Origin of the sequence: Bosea sp. OAE506 (assembly GCF_040546595.1) — a bacterium.
Taxonomy (GTDB): domain Bacteria; phylum Pseudomonadota; class Alphaproteobacteria; order Rhizobiales; family Beijerinckiaceae; genus Allobosea.
This window is the reverse complement of sequence record NZ_JBEPOB010000001.1, coordinates 1,099,233-1,117,660: the sequence shown is the minus strand read 5'-3', so window position 1 is coordinate 1,117,660 and position 18,428 is coordinate 1,099,233. Positions and strand designations below refer to the sequence as shown.

Below are 18,428 nucleotides of genomic sequence, written 5' to 3'. Positions count from 1 at the left end.
GAACCCGCGCAATGCTCGCGCAAGGCTCGCCCAGCACAGTGGCTCCATCACCTGCCACGCATGAAGGAACGACGATGCCGGGCCGGCAATACGCTGAAGAGATCTGGCTCAACCTCCAGCAACTGGGGCCGAAGCGACTGGCCGCGCTCGCCGCGATCGGCCTCTTCGTCTTCGCGGCGATCGGGATCAGCGCCTATCAGCTGAGCCGGCCCGAGCTGACCGTGCTCTACAGCGGGCTGCAGCGCGAGGACGTCAACCGCATCGGCGCGGCGCTGCAGGAATCCGGTGTCGTCTTCGACGTCAATTCCGAGGGCACGCAGGTACTGGTCAAGCCGACCCAGGCGGCCCAGGCCCGCATGCTGCTGGCCGAGAAGGGCCTGCCGCGTAGCACCAGCGGCGGCTACGAGCTCTTCGACAAGCTCGGCTCGCTCGGCCTGACCTCCTTCATGCAGGAGGTCACCCGCGTGCGCGCCATGGAGGGCGAACTCGCCCGCACCATCCAGCTCATGCGCGGCGTCAAGGCGGCGAGCGTGCATCTCGTGCTCGCCGACAAGGGCTCCTTCCGGCGCGACCAGCAGCCGGCCTCCGCCAGCGTCGTCGTCCGCACCGAGACCTCCGGCGCCGGCAATGTCGCGCAGGCCATCCGCCATCTCGTCGCCTCGGCCGTCCCGGGGCTGGCGGCCGAGAAGGTGACGGTGCTCAACACCGACGGCACCCTGCTCGCGACCGGCGGCGAGCCCGGCCAGATGGCCTCCTCCAAGCTTGCCGGCCTGCAGCAGAGCGTCAGCCGCGAGATCCAGGACAATGTCCGCAAGGCGCTGACGCCCTATCTCGGGCTCGAGAATTTCGAGATCAGCGTCGCCACCGAACTTAACACCGACCGCAAGGAAACCAGCGAGACGGTCTTCAACCCCGATTCAAAGGTCGAGCGCTCGGTCCGGGTCGTGCGCGAGAACGACACGTCACAGAACGCCGCGACGCAGGAGCCGACGACGGTCGAGCAGAACGTGCCGGAGCGCGCCGTGCGCGCCGAGGGCGGCCAGCGCTCCAGCGAGGAGAAGCAGCGCCGCGAGGAGCTGACCAATTACGAGATCTCATCCAAGCGCATCCAGACCGTCAGCGATGGCTATTCGGTCGCCAAGATGTCGATCGCCGTGCTGATCAACCGGCCGCGCCTGGTCGAATCGCTGGGCGCCTCGCCCAGCCCGGAGGCGATCGAGGCCAGGCTCGAGGATGTCCGCCAGGTCGTGGCCTCCGCCGCCGGCGTCAGCGGCCAGCGCGGCGACGCGGTCAAGGTGCTGGCGGTCGACTTCCTCCAGGGCAGCCGCACGCTGGAGCCGACGCCCCCCGTCGGCGTGGCCGAGGCGCTGCTGCGCCAGTCCGGCACGCTGATCAACGCGGTCACCATCCTCGGCCTCGCGTCCCTGATCATCTGGTTCGGCCTGCGGCCCTCGATCAACGCCATCCTGAAGCGCCCGGCGCCCGCCGCCGTCGCCGCGATCACCGAGGATGCAACTGTCTCGCCCGTCGATCCCCAGCTCCAGCTCGCCGGCGGCGAAATCGGCCTCAACCTGATCGGCGACCTCACCAACGCCTCGCAGCGCTCGCCGCTGCGCAAGCTGGAGCAGCTGATCGATTTCAACGAGGCGCAGGCCGCCGCGATCCTGAAGCAGTGGATCCATGAGGGAGAGCGCGCGTGAAGCACCGGTCCGCCGCCGATTTCATCCCGAGCTTCGAGATCGCAGACGGTGAGCTTGCCCTCCTGCCGGAGGCCGGCACGGCCACGCCCGAGCCTGAGATCGAGCTCCCCGCCTTCCTGCCCCGCACCCCACGCGAGCCGCCGCCCGATCTCGACGCCATCTACGAGAACGGCCGCCAAGCGGGTCTCGCCGAGGCTCGCGCCGAAGCGGAGGCCGCCGCCGCCCGCCAGGCGCAGGCAGCCGAGGCGGCGCTCGAACAGGCGAGGCTCGACTGGGCCGATGCGGTCGCCACACCGCTGGCCGCCGAGCTTCCACGGGCGCTCGACGCGCTCGCAGAACGTCTCGCCGAGACGACCGGGCGCCTGCTGCGGCCCTTCCTTGAGGGCGAACTGCGCGATGCGGCCAGCCGCGCGCTGATCGACCAGATCCGTCCGCTGCTGAGCGGCGGGGACGGCTCGCTGATCCGCGTCAGCGGACCGGTCGACCTCCTGGCGACCCTGCGCGGCGTGTTTCCCGCGGGGACGCCGGTCGAGTTCGCCGAGACCGAGGCCGTCGATGTGTCGATCGTCCTCGGCGAGACCCTGATCGAAACCCGCATCGCGGCCTGGGTCGCGCGGCTCCGCGGCCAGGGCCCGGACCGCCGCCGCCGGCCCGCCGCCTGACACCGCACGCCCGCATCGGAGGCAGCGCCATGGACACCGACCGCCAGGACTTCATCATCCTCCGCCGCAGCGCCGGCCGGCCGACGGACCAGATCAAGACCGGCGTCTGGAAGATCGCCCATGCCGACTTCATGACGGCGATGATGGCGCTGTTTCTCGTGCTCTGGCTGGTCAACTCGACCAATCGCGAGACGCGCCAGACGGTCGCCCAGTATTTCAACCCGATCCGGCTCTCCGACACGACCTCGGACCGCAAGGGCGTGCGCAACCCGCAGGACGCCGAGCCCGGCGAAGTGGACAGCACCAGCCGCCATGACGGCGACCAGGTCGGCGCCGCCAAGACCGGCTCCGACCGGCGGCCGAGCGCGACGCTGAAGGAGCCCCGCCAGGGCAAGGCCGCCTTCGAGGACCCCTATGCCGTCCTCGCCGAGGTTGCCGCCGCCAAGCCCGAACCCGGCTCGGACCGGGCCTCGACCCTGACGCTCGGCGCCACCGGCAAGCCAGGGATGAATGGCGGCGAAGCGATGCGCGACCCCTTCGACCCGAATTTCTGGCGCCAGACGCCCCAGACCGACAAGCCCGAGCGCCAGCAGGCCTTCGCGGGAGACGCCGCCCCGGCCCCGTCCCCCGCCAGCGAATCCGCCCCGAAGCCGCAGCCCGCGGGCGAACCCACGAACCCAGCTGCCGCGAACGCGCCCGTCGCTGACGCGCCTCCGGTCATGGCCATGGCCTCCCCCGCGATGTCGCCACGTCCGGGGCTTGCCGTCGCAGCCCCCGCCACCACAACCGCCGTGGCGTCGCGCGCCGACGAGGCGATGGCCACCGCCATTGCCTCGGCCATCGCGAAAGGCGGTCCCCAGCGGGCCGACCAGCCGCAGGTCGATGTCCGCAAGACCGACGAGGGCGTGCTGATCAGCCTGACCGACAACGCCAATTTCGGCATGTTCGGCATCGGCTCGGCCGAGCCGCATCCGCAGACGGTGGCCGCGATGCAGCGCGTCGCCGCCGTGCTGAAGGAGCGCGAGGGCGCCATCGTCATCCGAGGCCACACCGATGCGCGGCCCTTCCGCGACGGCCGCAGCGACAACTGGCGGCTCTCCACCTCCCGCGCCCATACGGCGCAGGACCTGCTCGTCCAGGGCGGCATCAGCGCCGCGCGAATCGAACACATCGAGGGCCATGCCAGCCGCCGTCCCCGGGCGGGCGACCCCAACGCCGCCGAGAACCGCCGCATCGAGATCCTGATCCGGGAGAAGCGCGCATGAGGCGCCGGTCCCTTGCGGCCCTCGCCGGCACACTGGCCTTCGCGCTGGCGCTGACGACACCGGCCCTGGCAGCACAGGATTCCGCGCCTGCGCCAGCCCCGCCCTATCAGCTCGTGCGCACCCTGCAGTCGCTGCAGAACGAGGCGGCGGCGGGAAACAGGGCCGCCCATGCCGCCCAGAGCAAGCTGCTGCGCGATCTCGAACAGGCGATGGCGGCGCAGGCTCCCGCCGTCTGGGACGATCCGCGCAACACCCGCGCCGCCGTGCAATATGTGCTCAGCGGCGGCCAGCCCGGTCCCCTGGCCGAGCTGGTCAAGCGCGGCGAGCCGGCCGGGCTGCCGAAGGGTTTGGCCGAGGGCGCGCTCGCCTATGTCGTGGGAGATGGCGCCCGGGCGAAGGCGCTGCTGATGCCGCTCGACCCCGCCGGCCTGCATGAATCGCTCGCCGGCCATCTCGCCCTGGTTCAGGCCACGCTGATCCTGCGCGACGACCAGAAGCGGGCGCTGCAGTTGCTCGATCAGGCGAGACTGGCCTCGCCCGGCTCCCTGGTCGAGGAGGGCGCGCTGCGCCGCGCCGTCTTCATCGCCGCCGAGACCAACGATCTCGACCGGCTGGAGAAGGCCACCGCCCAGTACATGCGGCGCTTCGACCGCTCGGTCTATGCCGAGCATTTCCGCCAGAGCTTCGCCACCGGCCTGGTGCGCTTCGACATCGGCCGCGACCCGGCCAAATTTCGCCGGCTGGTGGCGACGCTGCGCGCCTTCGACCGCGAGCAGCAACGCGCGGTGCTCCTCATCATCGCCCGCGACGCACTGGTGCGCGGGCGCTTCGAGCAGGCCCGCCTCGCCGCCGAGGAGGTCGCGCGGATCCCCGGCGCCGATCAGGCGACGATCACGCGCGCCTCGCTCTACCGGGCCGCCTCGCGCATCGGCATCGACCGGGCCGGAGGAGCGCTCGACACCCTCCGGAAGATCGACGCCGCCCGCCTGCCTCCGGAGGAAAAGGACATCCTCCACACGGCCCTGCGCGTCGCCGCCGAGATCGTCGATGCGCCCTCTGGCGGCGCCCAGACGCCGGGATCGGCCACCCCGGCCGAACCCGCTGATCTCGACCCGCGGATGAAGCGCCTGCTGTCGGGGGCCGAGCGCAGCCTCGCCGAGGCCCAGAAGCTGCTCGCCGACCCCGTCTTCACCCCTGCCCGCTCCGGAGATGCCCGGCCATGAGCCAGGTCGAGACACCCGTCCTGCCCCCCGGCCGCAGTGCAGAGGCCGCGAAGAACCCGAAGGCGCGGCTGACCGCCGGCGGTCGCGAGGAGCGCGGGCAGGCCTTCCGCTCCCTGCTGCAGACGCTCGAAAAGGGCGCCGGCAAGCCCACGGCCGACAAGCCCGCCGAGCCGGGCCGCGCGGAGCCCGGGGACAAGGCCGAGGCCTTCCCCGCCGAACGCCTCGCCGATCTCCTGGCCACGGGCCCGTTGGAGCCCGCCGCCACCGCCGACGGCACGGCCGATGCGGCGCGGCTCCTGCTCGGCGCGGTCCGGCCCCCCGCCCCGGAGACGCAGGCCGAGCCCCGGCGCGAGCCCGGCCCGCGGCGGGATGGCTTCGCGACCCTCAGCGGCGTCCTCGCGCGCTCCGCCACCGGCGCAGTCGGCGCCATGGAGCCGTCCCCGCTGCCCGCAGCCGCGGAGGCGGGCGTCGCGTTGCCGACGGAGGAGGTCGCCCTGCCCGACCTGCCGGACGCGACTGGCACGATCGATCCGAAGCCGGCCACGCCTGAGCCCGCGGCAAAGGACGCCGGCCCGGACAAGCCCTTCACCATCGCCGTGATCCGGCAGGAGACGCATCTGCCGCCGGTGCTGCGTCTCTCGCCGCTGCAGCAGGTCGCCGAGCCGATCCGGCAGGCGGCCTCGGAGCTTTCGGCGTCGCGCGCGCAGGATGTCCCCGACATCGGCAGCGGCAAGACCGGCGGCATCGCCGAGCCGACGAAAATCCTGCACATCCAGCTCAGCCCGGTCGAACTCGGCAGCATCGTCGTCAAGCTGCGCATCTCGCAGGGCGGCATGGAGGTGCGGCTCGAGGCCAGCCGCGCCGAGACCGCGCAGCTGCTCACCAACGACCGCGAGGCCCTGCGCGAGATCGTCAGGGCGAGCGGCCATGCGCTCGATCAGGTCTCGGTCGAGACCGTCCATGTCGAGTCGGCCGGCGCCGATCCACGCCCGGGCCAGGACGCGCCACGCGACGGTGCCCGCGAGGACGGGGCTGGCCGCGACGGCCGCGGCTTCGATCCCTCACGCCAGCAGGACCGGCAGAGTGACCGGCAAGAGCCGCAACGGCGGGACGCACACAAAGACGCCCCCATCAGCACGGAGGACACCCATGATCGGCGCGAAAGCCTTCGCCCTGGCCGCGACCCTCATCGCTATCTCTAGCCTGTTCGCGCCGGCCGCCGCCCAGACGGTCTGCGAGGAGCACATGATCCGCGTCTCAAAGGCCTACGACATTCCCGTCGGCGTGCTCTATTCGGTCGGTCTGACCGAAAGCGGCCGGCGCAATTCGCTGCAGCCCTACGCGCTCAACATCCATGGGCGCGCCTTCTTCGGCGCAAGCAAGCAGGAGGCGCTGGACGAGTTCCACACCTCGCGCGCCAAGGGCAAGAAGCTGATCGACATCGGCTGCATGCAGATCAACCATCATTACCATCGCGACCAGTTCCCCAGCCTCGACGCGATGTTCGACCCGGCGCTGAATGTCGAATACTCGGCCAAGTTCCTGAAGCGGCTGAAGGCCCGCCACGACACCTGGACCATGGCGGTGGCGCGCTATCATGCCGGGCCGCACAACAACCCGGCCCAGCATCGCTATGTCTGCACCGTCATCCGCAACATGGTCGCCACCGGCTTCGGCCAGTGGACCGACACTGCGCGCTCCTTCTGCGGGGCCAAATACGCCCGGTCCTAAGCGATGACCGGGCGGCCTTGATCGAGGTCAACACCCGCGCTGGCCGGCGCCGCTAGCGTGCGGTTCGTCTTAGGCGGCGCGTCAGCCATGGCCCGGACGCCGAGGGCCCATGAACCAGATCATCCTCAGGAACCGAACTTTCGACGAACTGGCGGTCGGCGACAGCGCCTCGCTCCAGCGCAGCGTCGGGCACGACGACATCGACCTCTTCGCCGCGGTTTCGGGCGACCTCAACCCGGCCCGGCTCGACGCCGGCTTCGCCGCGGGCGAGCGATTAGGCCCTGTCGTTGCCCATGGGCTCTGGACCGGCGCGCTGATCTCGGCGCTGCTCGGCACCCGCCTGCCCGGGCCGGGCACGATCTATCTCGGCCAGGAGCTGCAGTTTTGCCATCCGGTGGCGCCGGGAGACACCATCACCGCCACCGTCCGGGTCCGCGAGAAGCGCGCGGACAAGCGCATCGTCCTGCTCGACACGACCTGCACCAACCAGGACGGCACGCAGGTGCTGGCCGGCACCGCCACCGTCATCGCGCCCAAGACCAGCGTCGCCTGGCCGAGCCCGCATCGGCCCGAGGTCGCGCTGCGCCGGCACGACCGCTACGACGCCTTCGTGCGCGACGCCCGTGCCCTGCCTTCGCTGCGCGTCGCGGTGATCCATCCCTGCTCGCCGGAAGCGATCATCGCCGCCGTCGAGATCCGCGACGAAGGCCTGCTGGCGCCGATCCTGATCGGGCCGGAGGCGAAGATCCGCGCCGCTGCGGAAGCCGCTCGCGTCTCGCTCGACGGCATGCCGATCGAGCCCGTCGAGCACAGCCATGCCGCTGCCGCCCGCGGCGTCGAACTTGCCATGGCCGGCCGCGTTTCGATCCTCATGAAGGGCAGCCTGCATACCGACGAACTGCTCGGCGCCGTGGTCGCGGCCGGCTCGGGCCTGCGCACCGAGCGGCGCATCAGTCATGTCTATGCGATGAGCGTGCCGGCCTATCCCAAGCCGCTGATCGTCACCGACGCCGCGATCAACATCCTGCCGACGCTCGAACAGAAGCGCGACATCTGCCAGAACGCCATCGACCTGCTGCACACGCTCGGTATCGCGGAGCCGCTGGTCGCCGTGCTCGCCGCCGTCGAGACCGTCAACGCTCGGATGCCGGCGACGCTCGACGCCGCAGCCCTGACGGTGATGGCCGCGCGCGGCCAGATCACCGGCGCCCGCGTCGACGGCCCGCTCGCCTTCGACAATGCGATCAGCCCCGAGGCGGCCCGCACCAAGGGCATCGTCTCCCCCGTTGCCGGCCAGGCCGACATCCTGCTGGTGCCCGATCTCGAAGCCGGCAACATGCTCGCCAAGCAACTGATCTATTTCGCTGGCGCCGAGGCGGCCGGACTTGTGCTCGGCGCGCGCGTGCCGATCGTCCTGACCAGCCGCTCGGATTCGCTGAAGACCCGCATCGCCTCGGCTGCGCTCGCCAAGCTCGTCGCCGCGCGGCGCGGGCCGGGCATTCCCGCGAAGGGAGCCGGCGCCTGATGGGGAAGGACGACGGCCGCATCCTGCTGACCTTCAACGCCGGTTCTTCCACGGTGAAGCTCGGCCTTTTCGCGCTCGGGCCGCAGGGCCCGCGGCGCATCGGCAAGGGCATGATCGACTTCCGCCGCGAGCCCCTGCGCTTCCAGCTGACGGAAGGGCCGGACCGTTTCGACATCGCGCTCGAAGCCCGCCCCGGCGCGGAGCTCGACGACGTGCTGAGCGAGGTGCTGCGCCGCCTCTCCTGGCATGTCGATCTCGACGCCATCGCCGGCATCGGCCACCGCATCGTCCATGGCGGCGATCGTTTCACCGGACCGGTCCGGATCGACGATGAGGTCATCACCGCGCTTGAGGCCCTGACGCCGCTGGCGCCGCTGCATCAGCCGCAGGGCTTGAGGCTGGTCCGCGCCGTCGCGCGACTGCGCCCCGGCCTGCCCCAGACCGCGTCCTTCGACACCGCCTTCCACCGCAGTCAGTCCGATCTCGCCCGCCGTTTCGCGATTCCGCGCGCGCTGCACGACCAGGGCATCAAGCGCTACGGCTTCCACGGCCTGTCCTACGCTTTCGTCGCCGCCGAGCTGGCCCGCCGGCACCCCGACCTGTCGGATGCCAAGGTCGTCGTCGCCCATCTTGGCAGCGGCGCCAGCCTCTGCGCGCTCGAAGGCGGCCTCAGCCGCGACACCAGCATGGGCTTCTCGACCCTGGACGGCGTGCCGATGGCGACGCGCTGCGGCGCGATCGACGCGGGCGTGCTGCTGCACCTGCTCGGCCCGATGGGGCAGAGCGTCGCGCAGGTGGAGGATCTGCTCTACCGCCGCTCCGGCCTGCTCGGGGTCTCAGGGATCAGTGCCGACAGCCGCGAGCTGCTCGACAGCGACGCGCCGGAGGCCGCGGAAGCACTCGACCTCTTTACCTTCCGCATCGCTGGCGAGGTGGCGCGGCTGGCGACGACGCTGGGCGGGCTCGATGCGCTCGTCTTCACCGCCGGCATCGGCGAGCACCAGCCGCGCATCCGCAAGGCGATCGCCCGCCGCCTCGCCTGGCTCGGCCTGGAATTGGACGAGAGCGCTAACGCCGCCAATGCCGCAACGATCTCCGCCGCCGGCAGTCGCGTCGAAGCCTTCGTCATCGCCACCGACGAGGAGCAGGTCATCGCCGACGAGGCCTGCGCCCTACTCGTCGAGCCAACCTGACGCAGCTCAGGCCAGACGCTCCAGCGCCGCCCGCAGCAGCGAGACCATCTCGTCGATCTGGGAGGGCTCGCAGATCAGCGGCGGCGACAGCGCGATGACGTCTCCGGTGACGCGGATCAGAAGCCCCTTCTCGAAGCAATCGACGAAGGCCTCATAGGCGCGTGCCCCAACGGCGCCGGGCCGTGAGGCGAGCTCGATCCCGGCGACGAGGCCGATCGTGCGGATGTCGATGACATGCGGCACGTCGCGCAGCGAGTGCAGCGCCTCCTCCCAGAGCGGGGCAAGCGACGTCACCCGCGTCAGCAGCCCCTCACCGGCATAGATGTCGAGCGTGGCCAGCCCCGCCGCGCAGGCCACCGGATGGCCCGAATAGGTGTAGCCGTGGAACAGCTCGATCGTCGCCTCCGGCCCGCTCATCAGCGCGTCGTGGACCTTGCGGGCAGCGAAGACGGCGCCCATCGGGATCGTGCCGTTCGTGATGCCCTTGGCCGTCGTCATCAGGTCCGGCATCACGCCGAAATACTCGCTGGCGAAGGGCGTGCCGAGCCGGCCGAAACCGGTGATGACCTCGTCGAAGATCAGCAGGATGCCGTGGCGCGTCGCGATCTCGCGCAGCCGCTCGAGATAGCCCTTCGGCGGCACGAGAACGCCGGTCGAGCCCGCCATCGGCTCGACGATCACCGCCGCGATCGTCTCCGCTCCATGCAGCGCGACCATCCGCTCGAGATCGTCGGCGAGTTCGGCGCCATGCGCGGGCTGGCCCTTGCTGAAGGCGTTGCGCTCCAGATCATGGGTGTGGCGCAGATGGTCGGCGCCCGGCAGCAGCGGGAAGACGCGGCGGTTGTTGACCAGCCCGCCCACCGTGATGCCGCCGAAGCCGACGCCGTGATAGCCGCGCTCGCGCCCGATCAGCCGCGTCCGCGTGCCCTGGCCGATGGCGCGCTGATAGGCGATCGCGATCTTCAGGGCGGTGTCGACCGATTCCGAGCCCGAGCCGGTGAAGAAAATGCGGTCGAGCTTGCCCGCGCCCTCGCCCGGCGCGATCGCCGCCAGCCGATCGGCGAAGTCGAACGCGATCGGGTGGCCCATCTGGAAGGAGGGCGCGTAATCCAGCGTCGCGAGCTGGCGCTCGACCGCCTGCGTGATCTGTTGGCGGCCATGGCCGGCATTGACGCACCAGAGCCCGGCCGTGCCGTCGATGACCTTGCGCCCGTCCTCGGTGGCGTAGTGCATCCCTTGCGCCGAGGCGAGCAGCCGCGGCGCCGCCTTGAACTGCCGGTTGGCGGTGAAGGGCATCCAGTAGCTGTCGAGCGAACGGGCGTTTTGCAGGGCCTGCGGCGGTGTGGCGATGGTCATGGGGGCTCTCCTCTTCCGGCAGGGAGCACCGTTCGACCGAAACGAACAAGTCTGTTTCGGTTCTCCAGCAAGCTCTTGTTTTTACAGTCATCAAGATCACAATGGTGCGGATATCGACCAAGGAGACCAGGCGTCCGTGAGCGACACCGACATCGGCGCGCGGCTGCGCTATCTGCGCACCCGCCAGGGCCTCTCGCAGCGCGCGCTGGCCAAGCGCGCGGGCGTGACCCATTCCACGATCTCGCTGATCGAATCCAACGGCGTGAACCCGTCCGTCGGTGCGCTGAAGCGCATTCTCGACGGCATCCCGATCGGCCTGTCCGAATTCTTTGCTTTGGAGCCGGATCGACCGCGCCAGGCCTTCTACCGCGCCGACGAACTGGTCGAGATCGGCAAGGGCGGCATCTCTTACCGCCAGATCGGCGAGAACCTGTTCGGCCGCGCCCTGCAGATCCTCAAGGAGCGCTATGAGCCCGGCACCGACACCGGCCGCGTGCCCCTCTCGCATGACGGCGAGGAGGGCGGCATCGTTCTCACCGGCCGGCTCGAGGTTTCGGTCGACGATGAACGGCGCATTCTGGGCCCCGGCGACGCCTATTATTTTGAAAGCCGCCGGCCGCACCGTTTCCGCTGCGTCGGGCCGATTGCCTGCGAGGTCGTAAGCGCCTGCACGCCGCCCTCCTTCTGACCCCCGATGCTTGACCGCGACGCGTCCCGCGCCCACCTTGAGCTCTAGAGACTAGAGCTTTGGAGCAGCCTATGCCCACCGCGACCACCGCCGAGCGCGTGATGCCGATCGGCGCGCTCGCCGAGCGCACCGGCGTCAAGGTGGAGACGATCCGCTATTACGAGCAGGTTGGCCTGCTGCCGCCGCCCGAGCGCTCGGAGGGCAACCAGCGCCGCTATGGCCGGCGCCACGTCGAGCGCCTAGCCTTCATCAAGCATGCGCGCGATCTCGGCTTCGCCGTCGAGGCGATCCGCGCCCTGCTCAGGCTCTCCGACAATCCCGCGATGGCCTGCGACGAGGCCCATGCGATCGCGGTCGCGCATCGCGACGAGGTCCGCCACAAGATCGCGCGGCTGCGCTCGCTGGAGGCCGAGCTGGAGCGCATCGCCGCGACCTGCTCCGGTGGCGTCGCCGCCTGCGACTGCGCGATCATCGAGGCGCTCGCCGACCACGGCCGCTGCAGTCACGCCGCGCATTGACGCTGCGGCGGCCGCGACGCCCGGGCGGCGCACGCCGCGCAGCCTGTGGAGAAGCGTCATCCCGACCGCCTGCGACCCGCGCGGGCATTGCGGCGCGAGCCTCTCGAACGCTAGCCTTCGGCGGAACCACTCGGGAGCCCCCATGTCCAGCGACTTCGCCACGCCGCCCGGTCTGCGGCATCGCCAGATCGCGGTGCGCGACACGACGCTGCACGTCGCCGAGATCGGTTCCGGGTGTCCTGTCCTGCTCCTGCATGGCTGGCCGGAGTTCTGGGCGACCTGGCTGCCGCTGATGAACCGGCTGCATCGCGACTTCCGGCTGATCGCGCCGGATCTGCGCGGCTTCGGCGACAGCGCCAAGTCAGCCGCGCCGCGCAGCGATGTCGGCGCCAACAGCCATGCCGACGACATGGCCTCGCTGGTCGGCGCGCTCGGCCTGGAATCGGTCGGCGTGGTCGGCCACGACGTCGGCGCCTATGCCGCCCAGGCGATGGCGCGGCGCCACCCCCAGCTCGTCGAGCGGCTGCTCTTCTTCAACTGCCCGACCCAGAGCATCGCCGGGCGCTGGGTCCATGACGGCCATGTCAACGAGGTCTGGTACCAGTCCTTCCAGCAATTGCCGCTGGCGGAGGCCCTGGTCGGTCTCAGCCGCCAGTCCTGCGCGCTGTATTTCTCACATTTCCTCACGCATTGGTGCCACCGCAAGGATGCGTTCGATCCGGCGCTGGAGCTCTGGATCGACAACTTCATGAAGCCCGGCAATCTGCGCGGCAGCTTCGACTGGTATCGCAGCCAGAACGCCGCCCGGCTGGCGGCAATCGACGGCCACCCCACCCCTTCGGTCCGCATCCACCAGCCGACGCGGGTGCATTGGGGCCGCCATGACCCCGTCCTGAAGTCGGAATGGGCCGCCTTCGTGCCCGAGCATTTCGATGACGCGCAGGTCAGCTTCTGCGAAACGGCCGGGCATTTCGTGCATGTCGAGGCGCCCGACGAGGCGGCGGAGATCGTCGCGGAGGTGTTCGGCTGAGCGCCGCTCGCGCAGCCGGCCCTCGTTTCCTCGCGAAGCATGCCTAGATAGGCTCTGCGGCGGATGACGGGCGTCCTGCGCGCGACCACCGGAGGACAGGCGATGCCGAGACACCGACCCCGCCCCGGATGGAGCGCCGCGGCGCGAACCGCCGGTCGCGAGAACAAATCCCGATTCTCTGGGAGTCAGCGATTCGGGCCCGCTTCGTTCGGGACTCGTTCCGCTTTCTAGTTTACCGCTGGCTCCGGGCCGCAGCGGCGCCCTCCGGGAGGCGCTGCCCCGGCCCGGCACTCACCACGATCGGCGTCGGCCTTGCTCCCTCCACGCTCCCTGCCTCCCTCGGCCCGCGCCCACGGCGTCACCGCCGTGCTCGGCCCGACCAATACGGGCAAGACCCATCTCGCCATCGAGCGGATGGTCGCTCATCCGACGGGCATGATCGGCCTGCCGCTGCGGCTGCTGGCCCGCGAGGTCTACCAGCGCGTCGTCGAGAAGGCGGGGGTCGAGGCGGTGGCGCTCGTTACCGGCGAGGAGAAGATCAAGCCGGTCCGTCCGCGTTTCTGGGTCTGCACCGTCGAGGCGATGCCGCGCGACCTCGCGGTCGATTTCGTTGCCATCGACGAGATCCAGCTCGCGGCCGATCTCGATCGCGGCCATGTCTTCACCGACCGCCTGCTCAACCGGCGCGGCCGCGCCGAGACCATGCTGATCGGCGCCGGCACGATGAAGCCGGTGATCGAGCAGCTCATTCCCGGCGTGAATGTGGTGACGCGGCCGCGCCTGTCGAACCTGATGTTCGCCGGCGACCGCAAGATCACACGGTTGGCGCCGCGCTCGGCCATCGTCGCCTTCTCGGTCGAGGAGGTCTACGCCATCGCCGAGCTGATCCGCCGGCAGAAGGGCGGCGCGGCGGTCGTGCTCGGCGCGCTCAGCCCACGCACCCGCAACGCCCAGGTCGAGATCTACCAGTCCGGCGACGTCGACTACCTCGTCGCCACCGACGCGATCGGCATGGGGCTCAACCTCGATGTCGACCACATCGCCTTCGCCGCAGACAAGAAATATGACGGCCACCATTTCCGGAAGCTGCATCCGGCCGAATTCGGCCAGATCGCCGGGCGCGCCGGCCGCCATCTGCGCGACGGCACCTTCGGAACCTCGGGCCGCTGCCCGCCCTTCGAGGCCGATCTCGTCGACGCGATCGAGAATCACCGCTTCGAGCCGGTGCGGCAGCTCCAGTGGCGCAACACCGATCTCGATTTTCGCTCGGTCGCTCAGCTGCTGGACAGCCTGAACCTGCAGCCGACCGAGCCCGGACTGACGCGCGCGCTGATCGCCGAGGACATGAACACGCTCGAAATTCTGGCGCGCGATCCCGACATCAAGGCGCTGGCACAGGGCCGGCCGGCGGTCGAACGGCTCTGGGAGGTCTGCGGCCTTCCCGATTATCGCAAGATCGCGCCGCAGCAGCATGCCGACCTCGCCACCACCCTTTATCTGCGCCTGATGCGCCATGGACGGCTCGATATCGACTGGTATCGCACCCAGCTTTCAGCGCTGGACCGCACCGATGGCGAGATCGACACGCTCTCCGCCCGCATCGCTCAGGTCCGCACCTGGACCTTCGTCGCCAACCGTCCGGACTGGTTGCCCGACCCGGAGCATTGGCAGGGGGTTGCGCGTCTTGTAGAGGACAAGCTCTCGGACGCTCTGCATGAGCGTCTGGCCAGCCGATTTGTCGACCGGCGCACCAGCGTGCTGCTGCGCCGTTTGCGGGAGAATGCGATGTTGGAGGCTGAGGTCACCACGACGGGCGACGTGCTCGTCGAGGGCCAGCACGTCGGAATGCTTCAGGGCTTCCGCTTTACGGCGGACCCGAAGGCCGGCGGGCCGGAGGCGAAGGCCTTGAACCTGGCCGCCCTGAAGGCGCTGGCGAGCGAGATCGAGGCGCGCGCCGCGCGCGTCGTCCTCGCCGGGGACGATGCCTTCGTGCTGTCGCATGACGGGTTGCTGCGCTGGATCGGCGAGCCGGTCGCCCGCCTCGTCGCCGGCGAGAAGGCGATCGAGCCGCGGCTGCGCCTGCTCGTCGAGGAGCATCTCGCGGGTCAAGCCCGAGAGCAGGTCGAGGCGCGGCTTCAGCTCTGGCTCAAGAACCACATCACCCGCCTGCTCGGTGCGCTGCAGCTGCTCGAGGACGCCTCGACGCTCACCGGCATCGCCCGCGGCATTGCCTATCAGGCGGCCGAGTCGCTCGGCGTGCTCGAACGCGCCAAGGTCGGCGAGGAAATGAAGGCCCTCGACCAGGAGGGCCGCGCCGCGCTGCGCCAGCTCGGCCTCCGCTTCGGCGCCTTTCATCTCTATCTGCCTGCTCTGCTCAAGCCCGCACCGCGCGCCCTCGCCGCTCAGCTCTGGGCGCTCAAGCATGGCGGTCCCGAATTGTCGGGGCTGGACGACATCGCCCATCTCGCCGCCTCGGGCCGAACCTCCTTCCCGGTCGACAAGGCGGTGCCGAAGGGTCTCTATCGCGCCGCCGGCTACCGCGTCTGCGGCGAGCGGGCCGTGCGCGTCGACATCCTGGAGCGCCTGGCGGATCTGATCCGACCGGCGATCGCCTATCGCCCCGGCGTGACGCAAGGCGTCCCGCCCACTGGATCGGCGGATCAGGACGGCTTCGTCGTCACCGGCGCGATGACCTCGCTCGTCGGCTGCGCCGGCGAGGACTTCGCCTCGATCCTGCGTTCGCTCGGCTATGTCTCGGTCAAGCGCGCGGGTCCCGCCATCACCGTGCCGCTCGCCGCCGCCCCGGCCAAGCCCGCGATTGCCGAAGCCGCGCCGGCCGAGGCTGCAACCGAAGCGCCCGTCGAAGCCGGCGAGGTGTCGGCTTCCGGCGAGCCCGCCGAGGGCGAAGCCCCCGCCGCTGCGGCCGAGCTGGCCGAGCTGGCCGAGGCGGCGACGGAGGCCGTTCCCCAGGACGCTCCGGCAGCCGAGACGCCCGACGCACCCATCCTGACGGCGCAGGAGCTGGAGCCGGCCGCCGAGCCCGTGCCGGCCGACCTGCTCTCGGCCATGCCCGCCACCGAGGCGGAACAGGTCGCGGAGCCCGAAACCGCGTCTGCCGAGGCGCCGGCCGCCATTCCGGCCACGCCGGCCGAACCCGAGATGATCGAGGTCTGGCGCCCGCACCGCCATCAGGGCGGCCGCCGCCCCGAGCCGGCGCGCGGCGCCCGCGAGGGTGCGCCCGGCGAGCGCCAGCCCGGTGGACGCCGTGGCGACCGGCCAAACCGTGGTCCCCGCCCGGGCGGTCCGCGCCGCGAGGGCGATGCACCCGCCCCCGCCCAGGCCGCGTCCGGCGAAGCCGCGGCTGCGACGCCGCGCCCCGAGCGCGAGCCGCGCCGCGACGAGCGCAACCGCCAGGGCCAGCGCGGCCCGCGGCCGGATGGCCAGCGCCCGGAGGGCGGCGGCCGGCCGGAACAGGGCCGCGGCCCGAGGCCCGATTTCAAGCGCGACGGGCGCCCCGGTGGCGGCGGCCCGCGCCGCGACGACCGCGGCGGCGAGCGCTTCCAGCAGCCGCCACGGCCGCGCCCGGCCGATCGCGAGCCCGATCCGGATTCGCCCTTCGCCAAGCTGGCGGCTCTCAAGGCCCAGATGGAAGGCCGCAAGAGCTAGCGCGATGCCGGACAGTCGCTGAGAACCGATGCGCGAGGACCGCCAAAGGCTCGACAAGTGGCTCTGGTTCGCGCGCTTCGCAAAGACGCGTTCTACCGCGGTGCGGCTGGTCGAGGACGGGCATGTCCGCCTCGACGGTCGCCGGATTCTCAATCCCGCCCAGGGGCTGAAGCTCGGCGATGTCCTCACCCTCGCCTTGCCGCACGCCACCGTGGTGGTGCGGCTGCAGGGGCTCGGCGAACGGCGCGGGGCCTTCGAGCAGGCGAGATTGCTCTATGAGCGCCTCGACGAAGCCGGGCGCGGCGATGCGCCGCTTGCCGGAGACGATGACGGCGGGTAAAACGAAAATCGTTTGTACACAAACGATCCCCGCATCGGCTCCGCGGGGCGCCCGACGGCCGGACCGGGCGAAAAGAGAAGGTCCTGCTCCCGGTTATGACCGAAACGGTCTTGAACCGGACGGGTTTGAGCGCTTTATGGGCAGCGCTGGGAGACGGGAAGGACCTGCGACATGACCTATGTGGTCACCGAGAACTGCATCAAGTGCAAGTACATGGACTGCGTCGAGGTCTGTCCGGTCGATTGCTTCTATGAAGGCGAGAACATGCTCGTCATCCATCCGGACGAATGCATCGATTGCGGCGTCTGCGAGCCGGAATGTCCGGCCGAGGCGATCAAGCCCGATACCGAGCCGGGTCTGGAAAGTTGGCTGCAGCTGAACTCGAAATACGCCACGAGCTGGCCCAACATCACCCAGAAGAAGGATGCGCCGGCCGACGCCAAGGCGTTCGACGGCGTCGCCGGCAAGCTCGATGCGCATTTCTCGCCGAACCCCGGCGAGGGCGACTGAACGCGCCCGCGACCCGGGCCTTCTGACCGCCGCATGGCGTTAACCACAGGGCCGCTGTTCGCGCGAGGCTTGCGCCGGGCTTGCGTTTACCTTTGATTCGGCGTGTTTTTTATGCTACATCATAGGACCAGTCGCATTCGTTCCGCATGCCCCTGCGAGGTTTTTCACAAACGGGGCGCCCCCTAGTCAGAGATGATGAGAGCCGCCGGCGTCTTTGCCGGAGCTTCCCCTGTCTTTGTCTCGGCGGCCTATCAGAAACGACCGGCTGAGGGAGCGTGGGCCGAGGGTGCAAACCCGTGTCCCAGGCAGAGTGTTTCCGGTCGGTCGGCCGGAGATTGAGCATCGCGAGCCCGCGTCCAGCGGTCCGGTCAGGAGTCTTAACGGCATGTCCACGGTGAAGAAAGCTGTCGTGCGCCAGGGTTTCAAGACGGGCGAATTCGTCGTCTATCCGTCCCATGGTGTCGGCCAGATCACGGCGATCGAGGAGCAGGAAGTCGCGGGCTTCAAGCTGGAATTGTTCGTCGTCAGCTTCGCCAAGGACAAGATGACGTTGCGCGTCCCCACCGCCAAGGCGGCCAGCGTCGGCCTGCGCAAGCTCGCCGATGCCGAGAGCGTCACCAAGGCGCTGACCACGCTGACCGGCCGCGCCCGCGTCAAGCGCACCATGTGGTCGCGCCGCGCCCAGGAATATGAGGCGAAGATCAATTCGGGCGATCTCGTCGCGATTGCCGAGGTCGTGCGCGACCTCTACCGCTCCGAGGCCCAGCCGGAGCAGTCCTACTCCGAGCGTCAGCTCTACGAGGCTGCCGTCGACCGCATGACCCGCGAGATCGCGGTCGTCGACGACGTCACCGAGACCGAGGCTCTGAAGAAGATCGAGGGTCAGCTCGCCAAGTCGCCCCGCCGCCCGGCCAAGGGCGAGGTGGTGGAAGCCGCCGAGGGCGATGTCGAGGGCGACAACGACGACATGCAGGAAGAGGCCGCCTGATCAGGCGCGCTCCTGTTCGAAACGAAGACAACC

General features: G+C 70.2%; 16 protein-coding genes. 15 read left to right on the top strand and 1 reads right to left on the bottom strand.

Annotated elements, in window-relative coordinates; genetic code table 11:
- Window positions 1–74 precede the first annotated feature (74 nt).
- From fliF to ABIE41_RS05355, 8 genes are all read left to right on the top strand, one after another.
- Window positions 75–1,700: a flagellar basal-body MS-ring/collar protein FliF gene (gene fliF, locus ABIE41_RS05390; protein ID WP_192644834.1), complete on the top strand. Its 1,626-nt coding sequence runs from the start codon at window positions 75–77 to the stop codon at window positions 1,698–1,700.
- Window positions 1,697–2,362 carry a hypothetical protein gene (locus tag ABIE41_RS05385; protein WP_192644833.1) on the top strand — a complete coding sequence of 222 codons (666 nt, stop codon included), beginning with the start codon at window positions 1,697–1,699 and terminating at the stop codon, window positions 2,360–2,362. The genes fliF and ABIE41_RS05385 overlap by 4 nt, the downstream gene beginning before the upstream one ends.
- Before the next feature lie 29 nt (window positions 2,363–2,391).
- Window positions 2,392–3,627: a MotB family protein gene (locus tag ABIE41_RS05380; RefSeq protein WP_192644832.1), complete on the top strand. Its 1,236-nt coding sequence runs from the start codon at window positions 2,392–2,394 to the stop codon at window positions 3,625–3,627.
- Window positions 3,624–4,850, top strand: coding sequence for a chemotaxis protein MotC (locus tag ABIE41_RS05375; protein WP_192644831.1), 1,227 nt, complete (start codon window positions 3,624–3,626; stop codon window positions 4,848–4,850). The genes ABIE41_RS05380 and ABIE41_RS05375 overlap by 4 nt, the downstream gene beginning before the upstream one ends.
- Entirely contained in the window at window positions 4,847–6,052 is a 1,206-nt protein-coding gene (locus ABIE41_RS05370; protein WP_192644830.1) for a flagellar hook-length control protein FliK, read from the top strand. The genes ABIE41_RS05375 and ABIE41_RS05370 overlap by 4 nt, the downstream gene beginning before the upstream one ends.
- Window positions 6,000–6,581, top strand: coding sequence for a transglycosylase SLT domain-containing protein (locus ABIE41_RS05365; RefSeq protein WP_192644829.1), 582 nt, complete (start codon window positions 6,000–6,002; stop codon window positions 6,579–6,581). The genes ABIE41_RS05370 and ABIE41_RS05365 overlap by 53 nt, the downstream gene beginning before the upstream one ends.
- 109 nt (window positions 6,582–6,690) lie before the next feature.
- The gene (locus ABIE41_RS05360) at window positions 6,691–8,106 is read left to right on the top strand and encodes a bifunctional enoyl-CoA hydratase/phosphate acetyltransferase (RefSeq protein ID WP_192644828.1); all 1,416 of its coding nucleotides are present in this window, start codon (window positions 6,691–6,693) and stop codon (window positions 8,104–8,106) included.
- Window positions 8,106–9,299 carry an acetate/propionate family kinase gene (locus ABIE41_RS05355; RefSeq protein WP_192644827.1) on the top strand — a complete coding sequence of 398 codons (1,194 nt, stop codon included), beginning with the start codon at window positions 8,106–8,108 and terminating at the stop codon, window positions 9,297–9,299. The genes ABIE41_RS05360 and ABIE41_RS05355 overlap by 1 nt, the downstream gene beginning before the upstream one ends.
- Window positions 9,300–9,305: 6 nt before the next feature.
- On the opposite strand, the gene aptA is transcribed toward ABIE41_RS05355, so the two are convergent.
- On the bottom strand, window positions 9,306–10,655 hold the full coding sequence (gene aptA / locus ABIE41_RS05350; protein ID WP_192644826.1) for an omega-aminotransferase AptA: 1,350 nt from the start codon (window positions 10,653–10,655) through the stop codon (window positions 9,306–9,308).
- Between the two features lie 136 nt (window positions 10,656–10,791).
- Between aptA and ABIE41_RS05345 the strand changes: the two genes are divergently transcribed.
- The 7 genes from ABIE41_RS05345 to ABIE41_RS05315 all read left to right on the top strand — a co-directional run bounded on the left by ABIE41_RS05345 (window position 10,792) and on the right by ABIE41_RS05315 (window position 18,395).
- Window positions 10,792–11,343 carry a cupin domain-containing protein gene (locus tag ABIE41_RS05345; RefSeq protein WP_326908844.1) on the top strand — a complete coding sequence of 184 codons (552 nt, stop codon included), beginning with the start codon at window positions 10,792–10,794 and terminating at the stop codon, window positions 11,341–11,343.
- 71 nt (window positions 11,344–11,414) lie between these two features.
- Window positions 11,415–11,861 (top strand): MerR family transcriptional regulator, encoded by a 447-nt coding sequence (locus ABIE41_RS05340; RefSeq protein ID WP_210321099.1) that lies wholly within the window; start codon window positions 11,415–11,417, stop codon window positions 11,859–11,861.
- Between the two features lie 142 nt (window positions 11,862–12,003).
- Window positions 12,004–12,891, top strand: coding sequence for an alpha/beta fold hydrolase (locus tag ABIE41_RS05335; RefSeq protein WP_192644824.1), 888 nt, complete (start codon window positions 12,004–12,006; stop codon window positions 12,889–12,891).
- Window positions 12,892–13,203: 312 nt separating this feature from the next.
- Window positions 13,204–16,557 carry a helicase-related protein gene (locus ABIE41_RS05330; RefSeq protein WP_354191789.1) on the top strand — a complete coding sequence of 1,118 codons (3,354 nt, stop codon included), beginning with the start codon at window positions 13,204–13,206 and terminating at the stop codon, window positions 16,555–16,557.
- A 28-nt stretch (window positions 16,558–16,585) separates the two neighbouring features.
- Entirely contained in the window at window positions 16,586–16,897 is a 312-nt protein-coding gene (locus tag ABIE41_RS05325) for an RNA-binding S4 domain-containing protein (protein ID WP_192644823.1), read from the top strand.
- 171 nt (window positions 16,898–17,068) lie between these two features.
- Window positions 17,069–17,407: a ferredoxin FdxA gene (gene fdxA / locus ABIE41_RS05320; protein ID WP_192644822.1), complete on the top strand. Its 339-nt coding sequence runs from the start codon at window positions 17,069–17,071 to the stop codon at window positions 17,405–17,407.
- Between the two features lie 385 nt (window positions 17,408–17,792).
- Window positions 17,793–18,395, top strand: a complete 603-nt coding sequence (locus tag ABIE41_RS05315) for a CarD family transcriptional regulator (RefSeq protein ID WP_192644821.1) — start codon at window positions 17,793–17,795, stop codon at window positions 18,393–18,395.
- Window positions 18,396–18,428: the final 33 nt, after the last annotated feature.